16 protein-coding genes are annotated in these 16,620 nt (G+C 73.3%); 8 read left to right on the forward strand and 8 right to left on the reverse strand.

Going from position 1 to position 16,620, the window contains the following annotated elements; translation table 11 throughout:
• On the forward strand, positions 1–310 hold a 310-nt coding region (locus BLW04_RS10295), incomplete at its 5' end, for a transposase (RefSeq protein WP_139306802.1).
• An 86-nt stretch (positions 311–396) separates the two neighbouring features.
• Here BLW04_RS10295 and BLW04_RS10300 read toward each other — a convergent pair.
• Both BLW04_RS10300 and BLW04_RS10305 read right to left on the reverse strand, forming a co-directional pair.
• Entirely contained in the window at positions 397–2,997 is a 2,601-nt protein-coding gene (locus BLW04_RS10300; RefSeq protein ID WP_091539802.1) for a bifunctional FO biosynthesis protein CofGH, read from the reverse strand.
• 85 nt (positions 2,998–3,082) lie between these two features.
• Positions 3,083–3,592, reverse strand: coding sequence for a flavin reductase family protein (locus BLW04_RS10305; RefSeq protein ID WP_091539804.1), 510 nt, complete (start codon positions 3,590–3,592; stop codon positions 3,083–3,085).
• Positions 3,593–3,626: 34 nt separating this feature from the next.
• Here BLW04_RS10305 and BLW04_RS10310 point away from each other — a divergent pair, with 34 nt between their 5' ends.
• The 4 genes from BLW04_RS10310 (at position 3,627) to BLW04_RS10325 (ending at position 7,979) form a co-directional block, all read left to right on the forward strand.
• Positions 3,627–5,048, forward strand: a complete 1,422-nt coding sequence (locus BLW04_RS10310) for a dihydrolipoyl dehydrogenase family protein (protein ID WP_217630973.1) — start codon at positions 3,627–3,629, stop codon at positions 5,046–5,048.
• A 474-nt stretch (positions 5,049–5,522) separates the two neighbouring features.
• Positions 5,523–5,870 carry a YciI family protein gene (locus tag BLW04_RS10315; protein ID WP_091539815.1) on the forward strand — a complete coding sequence of 116 codons (348 nt, stop codon included), beginning with the start codon at positions 5,523–5,525 and terminating at the stop codon, positions 5,868–5,870.
• Positions 5,867–7,168: an RNA polymerase sigma factor gene (locus BLW04_RS10320; protein ID WP_254781261.1), complete on the forward strand. Its 1,302-nt coding sequence runs from the start codon at positions 5,867–5,869 to the stop codon at positions 7,166–7,168. Before BLW04_RS10315 ends, BLW04_RS10320 begins: the two co-directional genes overlap by 4 nt.
• Positions 7,152–7,979, forward strand: coding sequence for an SGNH/GDSL hydrolase family protein (locus tag BLW04_RS10325; RefSeq protein ID WP_091540097.1), 828 nt, complete (start codon positions 7,152–7,154; stop codon positions 7,977–7,979). Before BLW04_RS10320 ends, BLW04_RS10325 begins: the two co-directional genes overlap by 17 nt.
• A 21-nt stretch (positions 7,980–8,000) precedes the next feature.
• Here BLW04_RS10325 and BLW04_RS10330 read toward each other — a convergent pair whose 3' ends face one another.
• Complete coding sequence (locus tag BLW04_RS10330; protein ID WP_254781264.1) at positions 8,001–9,920, reverse strand: putative bifunctional diguanylate cyclase/phosphodiesterase; 1,920 nt, start codon at positions 9,918–9,920, stop codon at positions 8,001–8,003.
• A gap of 196 nt (positions 9,921–10,116) precedes the next feature.
• On the opposite strand from BLW04_RS10330, the gene BLW04_RS10335 reads away from it, so the two are divergent.
• Positions 10,117–10,818: a hypothetical protein gene (locus tag BLW04_RS10335; RefSeq protein ID WP_217630975.1), complete on the forward strand. Its 702-nt coding sequence runs from the start codon at positions 10,117–10,119 to the stop codon at positions 10,816–10,818.
• A 132-nt stretch (positions 10,819–10,950) separates the two neighbouring features.
• Here BLW04_RS10335 and BLW04_RS10340 read toward each other — a convergent pair whose 3' ends face one another.
• Positions 10,951–11,253, reverse strand: a complete 303-nt coding sequence (locus tag BLW04_RS10340; protein WP_091539819.1) for a DUF427 domain-containing protein — start codon at positions 11,251–11,253, stop codon at positions 10,951–10,953.
• 103 nt (positions 11,254–11,356) lie between these two features.
• Between BLW04_RS10340 and BLW04_RS10345 the strand changes: the two genes are divergently transcribed.
• A complete protein-coding gene (locus BLW04_RS10345) occupies positions 11,357–12,403 on the forward strand; it encodes an LLM class flavin-dependent oxidoreductase (RefSeq protein ID WP_254781267.1) in 1,047 nt (348 codons plus the stop codon).
• Positions 12,404–12,458: 55 nt separating this feature from the next.
• Positions 12,459–13,292: an HpcH/HpaI aldolase/citrate lyase family protein gene (locus tag BLW04_RS10350; RefSeq protein ID WP_175483990.1), complete on the forward strand. Its 834-nt coding sequence runs from the start codon at positions 12,459–12,461 to the stop codon at positions 13,290–13,292.
• 67 nt (positions 13,293–13,359) lie between these two features.
• Here BLW04_RS10350 and BLW04_RS10355 read toward each other — a convergent pair whose 3' ends face one another.
• The 4 genes from BLW04_RS10355 to BLW04_RS10370 all read right to left on the reverse strand — a co-directional run bounded on the left by BLW04_RS10355 (position 13,360) and on the right by BLW04_RS10370 (position 16,599).
• Positions 13,360–13,863: a hypothetical protein gene (locus BLW04_RS10355; RefSeq protein ID WP_091539830.1), complete on the reverse strand. Its 504-nt coding sequence runs from the start codon at positions 13,861–13,863 to the stop codon at positions 13,360–13,362.
• Between the two features lie 64 nt (positions 13,864–13,927).
• Complete coding sequence (locus BLW04_RS10360; RefSeq protein WP_217630976.1) at positions 13,928–14,599, reverse strand: haloacid dehalogenase type II; 672 nt, start codon at positions 14,597–14,599, stop codon at positions 13,928–13,930.
• A gap of 91 nt (positions 14,600–14,690) precedes the next feature.
• On the reverse strand, positions 14,691–15,767 hold the full coding sequence (locus tag BLW04_RS10365; RefSeq protein WP_175483991.1) for an alkene reductase: 1,077 nt from the start codon (positions 15,765–15,767) through the stop codon (positions 14,691–14,693).
• A 25-nt stretch (positions 15,768–15,792) separates the two neighbouring features.
• Entirely contained in the window at positions 15,793–16,599 is an 807-nt protein-coding gene (locus tag BLW04_RS10370; protein WP_091539833.1) for an SDR family NAD(P)-dependent oxidoreductase, read from the reverse strand.
• Positions 16,600–16,620: the final 21 nt, after the last annotated feature.

A 16,620-nucleotide genomic window follows, 5' to 3' on the forward strand; every position in this document is an offset into this window, starting at 1 on the left:
GTTCCGGCTGCTGGCGGACAAGGCGTACTCCCATCCCAGTACGCGGGCGCACCTGCGGGCGAAGAAGATCGCTCACACGATTCCCGAACGCAGCGACCAGATCGCACGCCGCAAGGCCAAGGGCTCGGCCGGTGGGCGACCACCGGCCTGCGATGCCGAGCTCTACAAGGACCGCAACACCGTCGAACGCGGGTTCGGCCGGCTCAAGCAGTGGCGCGCTATCGCCACCCGCTACGACAAATACGCCACCACCTACCTCGGCGGTGTCCTCCTCGGCTGCATGATCATCCATCACCGCGTCCGCAGTTAGCAGACACGCTCTAGTCAGTTGCCCGAGTGTTCGGTGGCCGAGCCTGGCTCCCGGTCGGATATCTTGTGGGCAGTAGCCCGTCTTGCTCAGAGCAGGGTCAGCGCCCGGCGGCCGGCGTCGGAACGGGCGGTGGCCAGCCGTTCGGCCGACGGCCTCCCGTACTCCGTGGTCCGCTGTCGGGCCGGCCGGCCGATCGCGGCGGCCATCGCCTCGAGCTCGGCGATGGTCTTCAGTGAGCCGTTGCCCGAGCCGGCCATCCGGCTGATCGTCTCCTCCATCAGCGTGCCGCCCAGGTCGTTGGCGCCGCCGGTGAGCATCGCCTGCGTGCCGGCGTCGCCGAGCTTCACCCACGAGGTCTGGATGTTGTCGATCCGCCCGTGCAGCAGCAGCCGGGCCACCGCGTGCACAGCCCGGTTCTCCCGGTTCGTCGGCCCCGGGCGGGCGACCCCGGCGAGGTAGATGGGCGCGTTGTGGTGCACGAACGGCAGCAGCACGAACTCGCGGAAGCCGCCGGTCTCGTCCTGCAGCGCGGCCAGCGTGCGCAGATGGCCCACCCAGTGCGCGGGGGTGTCGACGTGGCCGTACATCATCGTGGAGGTCGTCGGCAGCCCCACCGAATGGGCGGTGCGGACCACCTCCAGCCAGGTCGCCGTCGGCAGCTTGCCCTTGGTGAGCACCCAGCGGACCTCGTCGTCCAGGATCTCCGCCGCCGTCCCCGGCAGACTGTCGACGCCGGCCTCCTTCGCCACAGTGAGGAAATCGCGGAAGGACAGCCCGGTACGGGCCGCGCCGTTGACGACCTCCATCGGCGAGTAGCTGTGCAGGTGGATGTCGGGACGGCGGGACTTCACCTCGCGCGCCAGGTCGAAGTACGCCGTCCCGGGCAGGTCGGGGTGAATGCCGCCCTGCATGCAGATCTCGGTCGCCCCGCCGGCCCACGCCTCGTCGACCCGGTCGCCGACCTGCTGCATCGACAGGGTGTAGGCGTCGGCGTCGGTGCGCCGCTGGGCGAACGCGCAGAAGCGGCAACCGGTGTAGCAGACGTTGGTGAAGTTGATGTTCCGGTTCACCACGTAGGTGACCTCGTCGCCGTTGACCTGTCGGCGGACGTCGTCGGCCAGCGCGGCGAGAGCGGTCAGGTCGTCGCCGTCGGCGCCCAGCAGGGTCAGGTACTCGGCGTCGGACAATCCGGCCGGGTCCCGCTCGGCGTGCCGGAGGGCCGCATGCACCTCGGGGTCGCCGACGGTCAGCGCGGTCGAGTGCCCGTCCCGTGCCGAGACGGTCGCCTCACGCAGCTCTGCCCAGTCGCCGTAGACGGCGTCGAAGTCGCTGCGCCGGTCGCCGGTGCGCCCGACCGTGTCCACCTCGACGTGCAGCTCGGTGCGGCCGGTCGCCGCTGCGCCCCACGCCTCGTCCGGCTCCTGCCAGGGCAGCCCGACCGGGAGCCGGCCCTCCACCGCCAGCCCGTCGGGGCCGGCGAGGGCGGAGACGTGCGGGCGTACCCGCGGGTCCAGCCACGGCTCGGGTTGCGTCACGTAGCCGGGCTGCGCGGCCAGCCGCTCGCGCAGCGTGAAGCCGGCCTCGCGGGACAGCTCGGCGAGGGTCTCGATCTGCGGCCAGGGCCGCTCGGGGTTGACGTGGTCGGGGGTCAGCGGTGAGACCCCGCCCCAGTCGTCGACGCCGGCCCGCAGCAGCAGGCCGAGCTCGGTGGCGTCGGAGAGGTTCGGCGGAGCCTGCACCCGCGCCTGGGGGCCCAGCATCAGCCGGCTGACGGCGACCGCGGCGATGTACTCCTGCAGCCCCAGGTCGCCCGTCGCCGCCATCGCCGTCCGCGGCTTGGCCCGGAAGTTCTGCACGATGACCTCCTGCACGTGCCCGTGCCGCCGCGCCGAGGCCCGGATCGCCGCGATCGCCTCGACCCGTTCGGCGTAGTTCTCCCCGATGCCGAGCAGCACGCCGGTGGTGAAGGGCACGGCGGAGCGACCGGCGTCCTCCAGCACCCGCAGCCGGACGGCGGGCTCCTTGTCCGGCGAGCCGAAGTGCGGGCCGCCCGGCTCCGACCACAGCCGGGTCGCCGTCGTCTCCAGCATCATCCCCATCGACGCCGACACGGGCTTGAGTCGCTGGATCTCCTCCCAGCTCAGCACGCCGGGGTTCAGGTGCGGCAGCAGCCCGGTCTCCTCCAGCACCCGGATCGCCATCGCCCGCAGGTAGGCCAGCGTCGAGTCGAAGCCGTGCGCCTCCAGCCACTCCGCGGCGACCGGCCAGCGGGCCTCCGGGCGGTCGCCGAGGGTGAGCAGCGCCTCCTTGCAGCCCAGCGCTGCGCCGGCCCGGGCGACGTCGACCACCTCGTCGGGGGAGAGGAACGGTGCTTTGCCCTGCGCGCGCAGCTGACCGGGCGTAGCCACGAAGGTGCAGTAGTGGCAGCGGTCGCGGCACAGGTGGGTCAGCGGGATGAACACCTTGCGGCTGTAGGTGACCACCCCGGGGCGCCCGGCCGAGGCCAGCCCGGCGTCGCGGACCCGGGAGGCGGCGGCGAGCAGTCGGTCGAGGGGGTCGCCCGCACCGAGGCCGCGGGCGTGCAGCAGGGTCTCGGCCTCGGTGGCGTCCAGGGTCACCCCGCGCTCGGCCCGCACCAGGGCGCGGCGGAGGGCGGAGTCGGTCGGGGCGGGGATCGGCGCAGTCATCTCGCCCCCGACGCTAACCCGGCGATGTGACGCCCGCGTTCGCGGATGCCTTCCGGCCCCGTCCAGAGGAGGACGGGGTCCTTCCTCACGGACGGCGGAGGGGCTGCCCGGCGCCGTCGGTCCACCGGCCCCGCAGCCGCACCAGCGGGTCGCCCTCGCCCAGCACCGGTACCGCATCCACCCGCAACAGGGCGAGCACGTGGTCCCCGGCCGGCACCACCGAGTGCAGGCGGCAGTCCAATGCGGTCAGCGCGCCCTCAAGAACGATGGCCCCACTGTGCTCGGCCCGCCGCCAGGGCACCGCATCCAGCAGGTGCCGGGCGCTGGGCCGCCCGGCCGAGGAGAACCGGCTGGCCAGGATGGCGTGGCGGGCGGCGAGCACGTTGACCGCGCAGGAGCCGACGCTCTCCAGCACCTCGCAGGGGTAGCCGTCGGCGGCCAGGCCGAGCGCGATCAGGGGCGGATCGGCGGACACGCTCATCACCGAGGTGACCGTCGTCCCGACGTCGTCGATGTCGTCGCGCACCGTCATCAGCGCCACCCCGGCGGCGTAGGTGCGCAATGCCGCGGAGTACTCGGTGGCGTCGACCGGCATGCGGTCAGTCGACCACAACCGACAGGATGGGCGGGTGGCTGACGCAGAGAAGACCTACGACGTCATCGTCCTCGGCGCGGGGTCGACGGGTGAGAACGTCGCCGACATCGCCGTTCGGGGCGGCCTGAGCGCGGTGCTGGTGGAGGCCGAGCTGGTCGGTGGTGAGTGCTCCTACTGGGCGTGCATGCCCAGCAAGGCGCTGCTGCGCGGCAGCGAGGCGCTCGCCGCCGCCCGCGCCGTGCAGGGCGCCGCGGCGGCGGTCACCGGCGAGCAGGACGTCGCCGCCACCTTGGCACGGCGCACCTCCTTCACCTCCGACTGGAACGACTCCAGTCAGGTGGAGTGGGTGCAGGGCGCCGGCATCGACCTGGTCCGCGGCACTGGCCGGCTGGCCGGGGAGAAGTGCGTCGTGGTGACCTCCGTCGACGGGACCGAGCAGACGCTCACCGCCCGGCAGGCGGTCGCCGTGTGCACCGGGTCGATGGCGAAGATGCCGCCGGTCGAGGGGCTGGCCGACGTCCGGCCGTGGACGTCGCGGGAGGCCACCAGTGCCACCACCGCACCCGGGCGGCTGGTCGTCATCGGCGGCGGGTACGTGGGCTGCGAGATGGCCACGGCCTGGCAGCAGCTCGGCTCCCAGGTGATCCTGCTGCAGCGCGGCGGGGGCCTGCTGCCCGGCCTCGAGCCGGCCGCCGGCGACGCCGTCCTCGCCTCGCTGCGCGAGATGGGCGTCGACGTCCGGCTCGGCGCCGACGTGACCGGCGCCCGCCGGGACGGCGACGAGGTGGTCGTGAGCACCGCTGACGGCGAGTTCCGCGGCGACGAGGTGCTGGTGGCCACCGGCCGGGCCGCGCGCACCGAGGACATCGGCCTGGACACCGTCGGCCTCGAGCCCGGCGCCTATCTGGACGTCGACGAGTCCCTGCAGGTCCCCGGCACGCCGTGGCTCTACGCCGTCGGCGACGTCAACGGCCGCAAGCAGCTCACCCACATGGGCAAGTACCAGGCCCGCCAGGCTGGCGCCGCGATCGTCGCCCGCGCCCGCGGCGCGCAGGTCGACCTCGCCGACTGGTCGCCGTTCGTGGCCACCGCCGACCGGCTGGCCGCCCCGAGCGTGGTGTTCACCGAACCGCAGGTCGGCGCGGTCGGGCGCACCGCCGCCCAGGCCGCCGAGGCGGGCCTGCCGCACCGCGTCGTCCAGTACGACATCGGCAGCGTCGCCGGGGCGGCCGTCTTCGCCGACGGTTACACCGGGACGGCGATCGCCGTGGTGGACACCGAGCGGGAAGTGCTGCTCGGCGTCACCTTCGTCGGCGCGGGCATCGCCGAGCTGCTGCACTCCGCCACCATCGCGATCGTCGGGGAGGTCCCGATCAGCCGGTTGTGGCACGCCGTCCCGTCCTATCCGACGATCAGCGAGGTCTGGTTGCGGCTGCTCGAGACCTATCGGGGCTGAAGAAGGACCCCTCTGCCCCCCACGCCTCGCAGGCTCGGCGCGGGCCCCTGCAGAGCGGCCGTCCGGCGGCTGGGCAGATCGCGGCCTGGACGACGACGCACGGCGTGGACCTGGGGGGCCGAGGGGCTCCAGCTGGAGCTGACTGCGGGGCGGCCTGCCCACGAGCTGGACGGCGTCACCAGCGGCGGGTGCTCGGCCGGCGACGTGCTGTCGGTGACCGTCCAGCCGGACGCGGGCCTGCTGGTGCGGCTCGCACGGTTCCTTGGCGGCGGAGCGCAGCCGGGTCAAGCTTGTCCCTGCTGGACCTGCCGGTGCTGCTTGAGGAGCTCGTCGAGCTGGTTCCGGAGGATTTGCGCCGGCACCAGCCCGGTGGGGCCTCCGAACACCGCTGAGGGAGTTGTCGATCTGCCGGGTCGCCGTTCGTACAAGGGATGAGCCGGCACCGCGCCGGCCGTCGCCACAGGAGGTCTCCCGATGACCCAGTACCTGCTCAGCGTCGTCACCCCGGCCGAGGGCGCGGAGCCCCCGACCCCGGACGAACTCACCGGGATCATGGCCCGCGTCGAGGCGGTGCAGACCCGCGTCCGGAAGGCCGGCGCGTGGGTCTTCGCCGGCGGGCTCGCTGCGCCATCGTCGGCCACCGTGCTCCGGCCGCAGGGCGATGACGTCCTCGTGGTCGACGGCCCGTTCGCCGAGGGCAAGGAGTACGTGGGCGGCTTCTCGATCATCGACGTCGGCGATCTGGACGAGGCGCTCCGCTGGGGCCGGGAGTACGTGGCCGCCATCGGGCTGCCGATCGAGGTCCGGCCGTTCGTGTGGTGATCCGGTCCCCTGTCGAGCAGGTGTTCCGTGAACAGCACGGCCGGGCGGTCGCCGTCCTCGTGCGCCTCCTCGGCGACATCGACCTCGCCGAGGAGGCGGTCGCGGCCGCGTTCACCGCAGCGGTCGCTACGTGGCCCGAGCGTGGTGTGCCGCCGAGTCCGGCCGGCTGGATCATCACCACCGCTCGCAACCGGGCGATCGACCGGTTGCGCCGGGAGTCCGTGGGTGCGGCCAAGCTGGCCGAAGCGGCCCTGCTGCACGGGCCGGTCGAGCCCGACGAGGCGGGTCCGGTGCGCGACGACCGGCTGAGGTTGCTGTTCACCTGCTGCCACCCGGCGCTGTCCTCAGCGACGCAGGTGGGCCTCACCCTCCGGCTGGTGGGAGGGCTCACCACCGCGGAGATCGCCCGCGCCTTTCTGGTGCCCGAGGCGACGATGGCCCAGCGGCTGGTCCGGGCCAAGGGCAAGATCCGCGATGCGCGGATCCCGTACCGGGTGCCGTCGACGGCCGACCTGCCAGCGCGCCTGCGCTCGGTACTGGCCGCCGTCTACCTGATCTTCACCGAGGGCTACACCGCCAGCACTGGTGACCGGCTGGTCCGGGAGGAGCTGTGCATCCAGGCCATCCGGCTGGGCCGCCAGCTCCTCGAGCTGTTCCCGGACGACCCGGAGGTCATCGGGCTGCTGGCGCTGATGCTGCTGACCGACTCCCGGCGGGAGGTGCGGACCGGCCCGGACGGTGAGCTCGTGCTGCTGGCCGACCAGGACCGCTCGCGCTGGGACCCCGCGCTCATCGCCGAGGGCCAGGCGCTCGTGCGCCGGTGCCTGGCGCGCAACGAGCCCGGCCCGTATCAGGTGCAGGCGGCGATCACCGCGGTGCACAGCGACGCCCCGGTCGGCGCGCTGACCGAGTGGGGACAGATCCGGCAGCTCTACGACCTGCTGCTGAGCCTCACTCCGACGCCGGTGGTGGCGCTGCACCGGGCGGTCGCGGTGGCCGAGTTGGACGGCCCGGCCGCGGGGCTCGCGCTCGTCGAGGAACTGGCGCTCGACCGGCACCCGCTGGCCCACGCCGTCCGGGCCGACCTGTTGCGCAGGCTGGGCCGCACCGGGGAGGCTGCGACCGCATACGCCGCTGCCCTGGCCGGGACGGAGAACGCGGCCGAGCGGGCCTTCTTGCAGCGCCGGCTCTTCGAGCTGAGAGCGACCGGGACAGCGGTCAGCGCCACGGGTGGCGCGCCTTCCCCGCCGCCGCCCGGGTCGTCGTGGTGCAGTGGAGGACGTGCAACCGGGCAGTGACCGACGGACGTGGCGGCGCTACATCGCGCTGGGGGACTCCTTCACCGAGGGGCTCAGCGACCCCGACCCGGGCCGGCCGGACGGGTACCGCGGCTGGGCCGACCGGCTGGCCGGCCACCTGGCCGCCGCCGCGCCGTCCGGGGAGGTCGAGTACGCGAACCTCGCCGTCCGGGGCAGGCTGCTGCCCCAGGTGCTCGCCGAGCAGGTCCCGGTCGCGCTGGCGGCGCGGCCGGACCTGGTGAGCCTGGTCGCCGGTGGCAATGACCTGCTGCGCCCGGGCGCGGACCCCGACCAGCTCGCCGCGGACCTGGAGGCGGCCGTCGTCTCCTTCCGGGGGGCCGGGGCGGACGTGCTGCTGGGCACCGGCGTGGACCCGCGGCAGACCCCGATCATCCGGCGGACCCGCGGGCGGGTCGCGGTGTTCAACGCCCACCTGTGGTCCATCGCCGCCCGGCAGGGTGCCGTGGTGCTCGACCAGTGGGGTGCCGCCTGGATCCAGGACGACCGGCTCTGGGACGCCGGGGACCGGATCCACCTGACCGCCGAGGGCCACCGGCGCACCGCGTTGGCCGCCGCGGCCGCGCTCGGGGTGCCGGTCGCCGGGGCCGACACCGACTGGCGCGCCCCGCTCGCGCCGGCGCCGGCGCTGCCGACCCGCGAGGTGGTCGCCCAGGAGCTGGCCTGGGTGCGCGGCTTCGTGCTGCCCTGGATCGGCCGGCGGCTGCGCGGGCGGTCCACCGGCGACGGCCGCGCCGCCAAGCGCCCGACGCCGCAGCGGGTCGCCGCCTCGGCCCCCACCTCTACGGGCTGACCTCCCGAGGAGGGGCGGACGTCAGCGGGAGCCGTCGGGCTCCGGGGTGTCGGTCTCCGTAGCCGGACCGTCGTCGCCGTCGTCCTCGGAGGGGGCGGGTGACGGGAGCGCGGTGCCTGCCACGAGCTCGGTGACCGAGGCCAGGTCGGCGAGGGCGGCGGAGTCGCCGAGCGCGGCCAGGTCCTGCGGCGCCCGTTCCAGCCCCAGGTCCCGGGCGGGCAGGGGCGCGGGACGGCCGAAGGCGTAGCCCTGGGCCATCAGGCACCCGTGCTCGAGCAGCCAGCGCGCCTGCTCGCTGTCCTCGATGCCCTCGGCGATCACCTGCAGGCCCATGCCCGCGCCCAGCTGCAGCAGCCCCTGGACCAGCGCGGCGGTGGCCGGCTCGGCCACTACGTCGGCCACGAACGAGCGGTCGATCTTGAGCGTGTGGATGGGCAGCCGGTGCAGCGCGCTGATCGCGGAGTAGCCGGTGCCGAAGTCGTCGAGGGCCAGGGTGACGCCGCTCTCGGTGACCGCGAAGACCGACCGCAGGGTGGCCTCGGCGGCGAAGAGCGCGGTGGACTCGGTGATCTCCAGCTCCAGCCGGGAGGCGGGTAGCCCGGAGTCCTCGAGGGCGTCGGCGACCAGGTCGCTGAAGCCGGGCTCGGCGAGGTGCCGGGCGGAGATGTTGACGTGCACCCGCAGGTCGTCGTCCCAGCCGGCCGCGTCCCGGCACGCCCGGTAGAGCACCCACTCGCCGAGCTTGGACGTCAGCCGGTTGTCCTCGGCGGCGGAGAGGAACGCCCCCGGCGGGAGCAGCCCGCGGGTGGGGTGCTGCCAGCGGATGAGGGCCTCGTAGCCGAGCAGATGCTCGTCGGAGAGGGCGACGATCGGTTGGTAGAACAGCCGTAGCTCGTTGGCGTCGACCGCCCGGCGCAGGTCGGTCTCCAGCTGCAGCTGGTCGACGTCGTCGTCGGTGAGGGCCTCGTCGTGGACCTCGATCCGGCCGCGGCCGCCACTGGCCTTGGCCCGGGCCAGCGCGCTGTGCGCCTGCCGGAGCAGCGCCTCGGGGGCCATCTCCGATCCCAGGGTCACCCCGACGCTGGCGGACAGGGTGATCTCACGGTCGCGGACCAGAAAGGGTTCGTCCAGGACGCCGAGCAGCCGGTCGGCCAGCGTGCGCAGCGCGTCGACGTCCTCGACCTCCTCGGCCAGGACCAGGAACTCGTCGGCGCCGAACCGGACGGCCATGTCCTCGACCCGGGTGCTCCAGCGCAGCCGGTCGGCGACCTGGCACAGCAGCTGGTCGCCGCCCTCGTGGCCGAGGGAGTCGTTGACCGCGGTGAACCGGTCGAGGTCGAGGTGCAGGACGCCGACGGTGGTGCCGCGCCGCCGGCTGACGGCCAGGGCGTGCTGCAGCCGCTCGGTGAGCGCGCGGCGGTTGGGCAGGCCGGTCAGCGGGTCGATGTAGGCACGGCGGACCAGGTCGTCCTCGGCGCGCCGGGCGTCGGTGACGTCGACCAGGGAGAGCAGTACGAACTGCGGCTCCCCGGTCGTGCGGTGCACGATCTCCCGGCTCTGGACGACCCAGACGGTGTCGCCGTCGGACCGCTGCAGCCGGCGCTCGCCGACCACCTCGAGCTGCGGGTCGATGAGCGGGCGGCCCGGGACGGACTCGACGGCGAGGTCCTCGACGGGGACGTCGTCGGGGTGGCTGAGCAGGTCCAGGTGCCGCCCGACCAGGTCCTCGGAATTCCGGCCGGTCAGCGTGCAGAACGCGGGGTTGACCACGAGCAACCGGCCGTCGGTGTCGACCACTGCCTTGCCGATCGGTGCGGCCAGAAAGAGGGCCCGGAAGAGCTGCCCCCGGTCGGCCAGCAACATGTCTGCCGCGCGCAGGCGCCTCGAGGAAACCGCGCGGAGCGGCGCGCCCGGCGGGGTCGCGGGTGCGGAGAGCGTCACGCGCACAGGGTGGCCCATCGAACGGTGTTGACGGTGGAACCGGGCGCTTGAACGCGTGTTCGTGCCGTCACTCTGCGTTATCAGGATGGATGGTCGCCATGCGTGGCGATCCAGTTACCGAAACGTGACCATCCGGACCCGACCCCGGGGGCGAAGACATGTCGTCCGCAACAGATCCTCAGCTCTGGGAGTCACCGTGCAGCTCAAGAAGACCGCCACCAAGACCTCTCTCGCGATCGCCCTGGCGCTGACCGCCACCCTGGGCCTCGGCGCGTGCGGTGCCAACGACACCGCCTCGAACGCCTCCGGCACCTCCTCCTCGGCCAGCACCTCCGTCGAGACCGCGGCCGCCGACGCCGTCGCCACCGTGCCCGCCATCCCCGGTGGGATGACCGAGGTCGCCCTGGACGCCGACTTCGTCGCCGCGCTGGGCACCCTGGGCCTGACCCCCGGCGTCATCGGCGGCGCCACCCTGACCGACGGCACCGTCGCCTTCCCGATCACCGGCGGCACCGTGACGCTGTACGACAAGACCACCGGCTACCGCCCCTGGGTCCAGGGCATCCTGTTCCACGAGGGCAGTGGCCTGAGCCTGACCGCCGGCGCCACGACGGTCGAGCTGACCGACTTCGCCGTCGACCCGGGCAAGCCCGCCCGGCTGTTCGGCAACGTCAGCGTCAACGGCCAGCTCGCGGCGAGCAGCGCCCCGCTGTTCGACCTGAACGGCAAGAACCTCGAGCCGCCGACGATGAACGCCGACGGTTCGGTGGAGCTCACCGGGACCAGCGTCAACCTGTCCCCTGAGGCCGCCGCGCTGCTGAACCAGACCTTCGCCACCGACGCGCTGTCCGGCGGCCTGGTCATCGGCATCGCCACCATCACCGTCGAGACGAAGTAGTCTCTCCGGCCACCTGTGCCGGAGGAGCCCGTGAGCTGAGGCCCGACGCGCACGGGGGTGGTCCCTTCGGGGACCGCCTCCGCGCGGTCGGGCCTCTCGCATGCCCGGCCTGGTCGGACTCGGTAGAAACCCTCAGTCGCCGACGGTGACCCCGGGGGAGAAGGCCACGTAGCCGGCGAAGTCCCGGCCGACGCGCTCGACTGCCGAGGGCTTGAGGTCGGGGTAGCTCCAGGCGCCGTCCTTGCGGGTACCCGACGGCGTGACGACATCGAAGTACTGGGCGGCGCCCTTCCACGGGCAGGTGTAGGCCGTCGGGCTCTGGCTGAGCGCGCCGTCGGTCACCGCCGCCGGCGGGAAGTACCAGTTGCCCTCGATCTTGACCAGGTCGTTCTCCGGCGCCTCGGCGATGACGGTGCCGTCGATTGTCGCGCGCATGGTGTGCCCTCTCGTCGTCCGGATGTGTCGGTGGGCACAACAGCGCCGACGGCGTGGATCGTCCCGCGGGAATCCGCAGGCCCAGGTGAGCGCTGAGGCCGGCATGAGTGAGCCCGGCGCGCACATGCGGAAGCGGATCGGTTTCCTGTCCTTCGGCCACTGGCAGCCCATCCCCGGCTCCCAGGTCCGGACGGCGCGCGACGCGCTGGTACAGAGCGTGGAGCTCGCCGTGGCCGCCGAGGAGCTGGGCGTCGACGGCGCCTACGTGCGGGTCCACCACTTCGCCCGTCAGCTCGCCTCGCCGTTCCCGCTGCTGGCGGCCATGGCCGCGCGGACGTCGCGGATCGAGGTCGGCACCGGCGTGATCGACATGCGGTACGAGAACCCGCTGTACATGGCCGAGGAAGCCGCTGCCACCGACCTGCTCAGCGACGGCCGGCTCCAGCTCGGGGTGAGCCGGGGGTCACCGGAGACGGTGCTGCGCGGGTCCGAGGCGTTCGGGTACGTGCCGGCCGAGGGCAGCGACGACGGCGCGGTGGCCCGGGAGCACACCGGCCTCTTCCTGTCGGCGATCTCCGGTGCCGCGGTCGCCCGGACCGACCCGCGGATGTCCGGCGGGGTCAGCAGCCGGCTGGCTGTCCAGCCCCAGTCCCCGGGTCTGCGCGACCGGATCTGGTGGGGGTCGGGCACCCGCGCCACGGCGATCTGGACCGCCGAGCAGGGGATGAACCTGATGAGCTCCACGCTGCTGTCCGAGGACACCGGTGTGCCATTCGACGAACTGCAGGCCGAGCAGATCAGCCGCTACCGGGCCGCCTGGGCCGACGCCGGGTGGGAGCGGCAGCCACGGGTCTCGGTGAGCCGAAGCGTGATGCCGATCACCAGCGACCTGGACCGGCAGTACTTCGGCAAGGAGACCGGCGAGGACCAGGTCGGCTACCTGGAGGGGGCGCGGTCGCGGTTCGGCAAGGGCTACGTGGGCGAGCCGGACCGGCTGGCCGAGGAGCTGGCCAAGGACGTCGCCGTCCGGGAGGCCGACACCCTGCTGCTGACCGTGCCGAACATGCTCGGCGTCGAGTACAACGTGCACCTGCTGGAGACGATCGTGGCGCACGTGGCCCCGGCGATCGGCTGGACCCGGGCGGAGTAGCCGCCTCCGGTGACCCGGCAGCTGGGGCACCGGAGCGAGTCTGAACAATGGCCGGGTGCACAGAGGCAGAGACGTAGACCCTGGAATCGCCCGCTCGTGGCTGCTGGTCAACGGCGCCCGGACGGAGTTGTTCGACCCGGCGCACGGGTCCCGGGCCGACCAGGTCGTGCTCGATATCGAGGACGCCGTCGACCCGGCCCGCAAGGGCGAGGCTCGTACCTCGGTCGCCCAGTGGCTGTCGGGCGAGAAGCGCGCGTGGGTACGGATCAACGACCACTCCACGCCGTTCTGGGCCGACGACGTGGCGGAGCTGGCCGGGCTGCCAGGTCTGGCCGGAGTGATGCTGGCCAAGACCGAGGCCGCCGAGCACGTGACGGAGACCTTCGACCGGCTCGGTGGCAAGACCCCCGTGCTGGCCCTGGTGGAGTCCGCGCTGGGCATCGAGGAAGCTGTCCGGATCGCCTCGGCCCGCGGTGCCTTCCGGCTGGCCTTCGGCAGCGGTGACTACCGGCGCGACACCGGCACCGGCGCCGACGACCTGGCGATGGCCTACCCGCGGTCCCGGCTGGTCATCGCCAGCCGGGTCGGTGGTCTGCCCGGCCCGATCGACGGCCCGACGGTGAGCACCAGCCACCCGGTGCTGCGGGAGCAGTCGGCGCTCACCGTCTCCCTGGGCCTGACCGGCAAGCTCTGCCTGGACCTGGACCAACTCCCGGTCATCAACGAGGTCATCAGCCCGGCACCGTCGGACGTGGCGTGGGCGAGGGACTTCCTCGCCGACTTCGACGCCCGCGGCCAGGTCATCCGGGACGGCAGTGACCTGCCCCGGCTCGGCCGGGCCCGGAAGATCGAAAGGCTCGCGACCGCGTTCGGCGTCGAGCCGGCCTGAGTTCGGGCTGAGACGGCCACGCCGGCCGCACGGCCGAGGCGACGGCGCGGCTGAGGCGACGGCGCGGTCAGCCGGGTCGGAGCTCAGTCCGGGGACGCCGTGGCAACTCCCCGGACCGGAGGCCGACCAGCGAGGCGGCGACGACGATCCAGGTGACCACCGCAGCCGCGAGCCAGCTCAGGTGCGTGGCCAGTGGATACGACCAGAACATGGTGGTCCCCACGCCGGCCAGTGTCGCGGTGAGCAGCGCCAGGACTGGCCACCACACCCGGCGCAGCGCCGCGACCAGAGCCACGGCCGGCACCCAGTACGCCACCTGGCTGGCCGGGCCCAGCGCGCGGACCGGGCCGCCGAGAGTCTGGCCGCCGGGAACGGCGTCGGTCCAGGGGGCGAAGAACATCGATGCACAGTGGAAGGCCAGCGCCAGCAGGCTGACCGCGGCGACCCCGAGCTCGGCTCGCCCGATCGACACCGCCCGTCGGCGGAGAAGAGGGTGCCCGACGGCGAGCCGCGCGGCAGCACCACAGGCGGCGGCCGCTGCCAGGAGGGTCCAGTAGAGCGGCTGGTTCACGTCGGGACCTCCTGTCGGCGGAGATGGGGCCGCCCGCCGAGAACGCCGTGCGCAGCGGGCCCGGTCACGCCAACTGCGTGGCGAGGTCGGTCAGGCCGGTCGCTGTGAGTTCCGGTGCGGTGAAGGAGTCCGGATACGAGCCGCCGGTCCGGTTGATCCACGCAGTGGACATGCCCGCCCGGGCGGCGCCGTCGATGTCCCACGGGTGCACGGCGACCAGGAGCATGTCCGACAGTGGGACGTCGCAGGTTCGGGCGGCGTACTCGTAGGAGCCCCGGGCCGGCTTCCACATCCCGGCGTCGTCCACCGACAGCAGCGCCTCGAACTCGTCGCGGATGCCGGCGGCGGAGAACAAGCGCTCCGAGACCTGCGTGGAGCCGTTGGTGAGGGTGACCAGCCGACGTCCCGACCCGCGCAGCGCCCGGATGCCGTCGACGACGTCGGGATGGACATCCAGCTGGCTGAAGCCCTCCATCACGTGGTCGACGGACGCGTCCAGGTCACGGTCGAGGTCCACTCCGGCCAGCACCGTGTGCAGCGCGTCCACGCCCAGCTGCGCGAAGGTCGGCTGTGCACCGGCCGCGGTCAACGCAAAACCGTCGCGCAGCAGGGTGGCGAACCAGAGCTTGGCCAGGTGCTCGGGCGCCCCGACGTCGCTGAATCGCTGCGCCATCGGGCTCATGTCGGACAGGGTCTCGTTGACGTCGAAGACGATCACGGAAGGCTGCGCGGGCAAGGTCTCTCCTCGGTGTGGGCGTGGTGACCGGACGGGAACACGATGACCCCTGGCGGAGCATCCCGCCCGGCCACGACAGCGGCGGGCTCGCTCAGGCCACCTGGTCCAGCGTCGGGTAGTCGATGTACCCGGTGTCGGTGCCCCCGTAGAAGCTGTTCTCGTCAGCGGCGTTGAGATCGGCGCCGACCTCCAGCCGTGCGACCAGGTCGGGGTTGGCGAGGAACGCCCGCCCGACCGCCGCCAGGTCGGCGCGGCCATCGGCCAGCAGCGCGTCGAGGTTGTCCGGCGTCGTGGCGAGGCTGAAGGCCGGGTTGACGACGACGGTGCCCGACCAGGCCGCACGGATCTGCTCGGTGACCCCGGGCGGCCCCTCGACGACGTGCAGATAGGCCAGCTCCAGCGGCTGCAGTCTGGCTACCACAGCGGCGTACACGTCCTCGGTCTCGTGCTCGACGATGTCGTTGAAGCTGTTCGCCGGGGACAGTCGCACCCCCACGCGCTCCGCGCCGACGGCCTCAGCCACCGCCGTGGTCGCCTCGACCAGGAACCGCGCGCGGTTCTCGGCCGAGCCGCCGTAGCGGTCGGTGCGCTGGTTGGTCCCCTCGGCCAGGAACTGGTGCGGCAGGTAGCCGTTGGCACCGTGCACCTCGACGCCGTCGAAGCCGCCCTGATCGACCGCAAGCGTCGCCGCGGCGGCGAACTCCTGGACCACTGCCTCGACCTCGTCGGTGGTCAGGGCCCGGGGCTCGACGAAGTCCTGCAGGCCCTCGGTGGTGACCACCTGGCCGGCCGGGCGCACCGCGGACGGGGCCACCGGGAGGGCGCCGTCCGGCTGCAGCGAGGGGTGGGAGATCCGGCCGGCGTGCATGAGCTGCAGGTAGATCCGGCCGCCCTGCTCGTGCACGGCATCGGTCACCCGACGCCAGGCGACCGCCTGCTCGGCGGTGTGGATGCCCGGGGTATTCGGATAACCCTGCCCGGCGGCGCTGGGCTGGGTGCCTTCGGTGACGATCAGGCCGGCACCGGCCCGCTGCGCGTAGTAGGTGGTCATCGAGTCGGTCGGAACGCCGTCCGCGCCCGCGCGGTTGCGGGTCATCGGCGCCATCACCAGGCGGTTGGGCAGCTGCACGCCGCCGAGGGTGTACGGGGAGAACAGGGGCGAGGGCACGTGAACTCCTTGGGTCGTTGCTGGGTCAGAGGCTGGAGTGGCCGGCGACGGCCTGCTCCAGGGCGTCCTTGCGGCCGGCGAGCAGGCGGTCGACCGCGGCCGGGTCGGTGCGGTTGGTCTCGATCATCTGGCTGCGGGTCTCGCCGCCGCGGATCACCGTGAGGCTGTCGTCGGCGATGCCGGCCAGGGTCGCGGTGGCGACGTCGTCGGGGCTCTCGTACTGGAAGCCGTGCTCCGGGCCGGCCTTCGAGCTCGCCATCATCGGGGTGCTGGTGGCACCCGGGAAGACGGTGAGCACGTGCACGCCCTCGCCGTACAGCTCGCGGCGGAGCGCCTCGCCGAAGTGCGCGATGCCGGCCTTGGTGGCCGCGTAGGTCGTGTAGAAGGGCATGGCCACCAGGCCGATGCCGGAGGAGATGTTGACGACCAGGCCCTCGCCGCCGGCCCGCAGCGCCGGCAGGGCGGCGCGCGTGAGCAGGATCGGCGCGGTCAGGTTGAGCGTCACCTGCGCGATGACCTCGCTCTCCTCGATCGCGTCCAGCCGGCCGGCCCGGACGTTCCCGGCGTTGTTGATCAGAACGTCGATGTTCCCGAACCGCTCCTGGGCGGCGGCCACCACGGTCGCAGCGGCACCGGGCTCGGTCAGGTCGGCGGCGACCACGTGCGCCTGGCTGCCCCGCTCGCGGACCAGCGCGGCGACCTCCTCGAGGGTCTCGCCACTGCGGCCCACCAGGGTCAGCCGGGCGGAGTGCCCGGCCAGCTGGAGGGCGAGGCTGCGGCCGATGCCACCGGCTGCGCCGGTGAGCAGGATCGAGCGGTCGTGCAGGTTCATGGGGTTCCTCTCAGGAAAGCG

Source organism: Modestobacter sp. DSM 44400 (genome assembly GCF_900107175.1).
Lineage (GTDB): Bacteria > Actinomycetota > Actinomycetes > Mycobacteriales > Geodermatophilaceae > Modestobacter.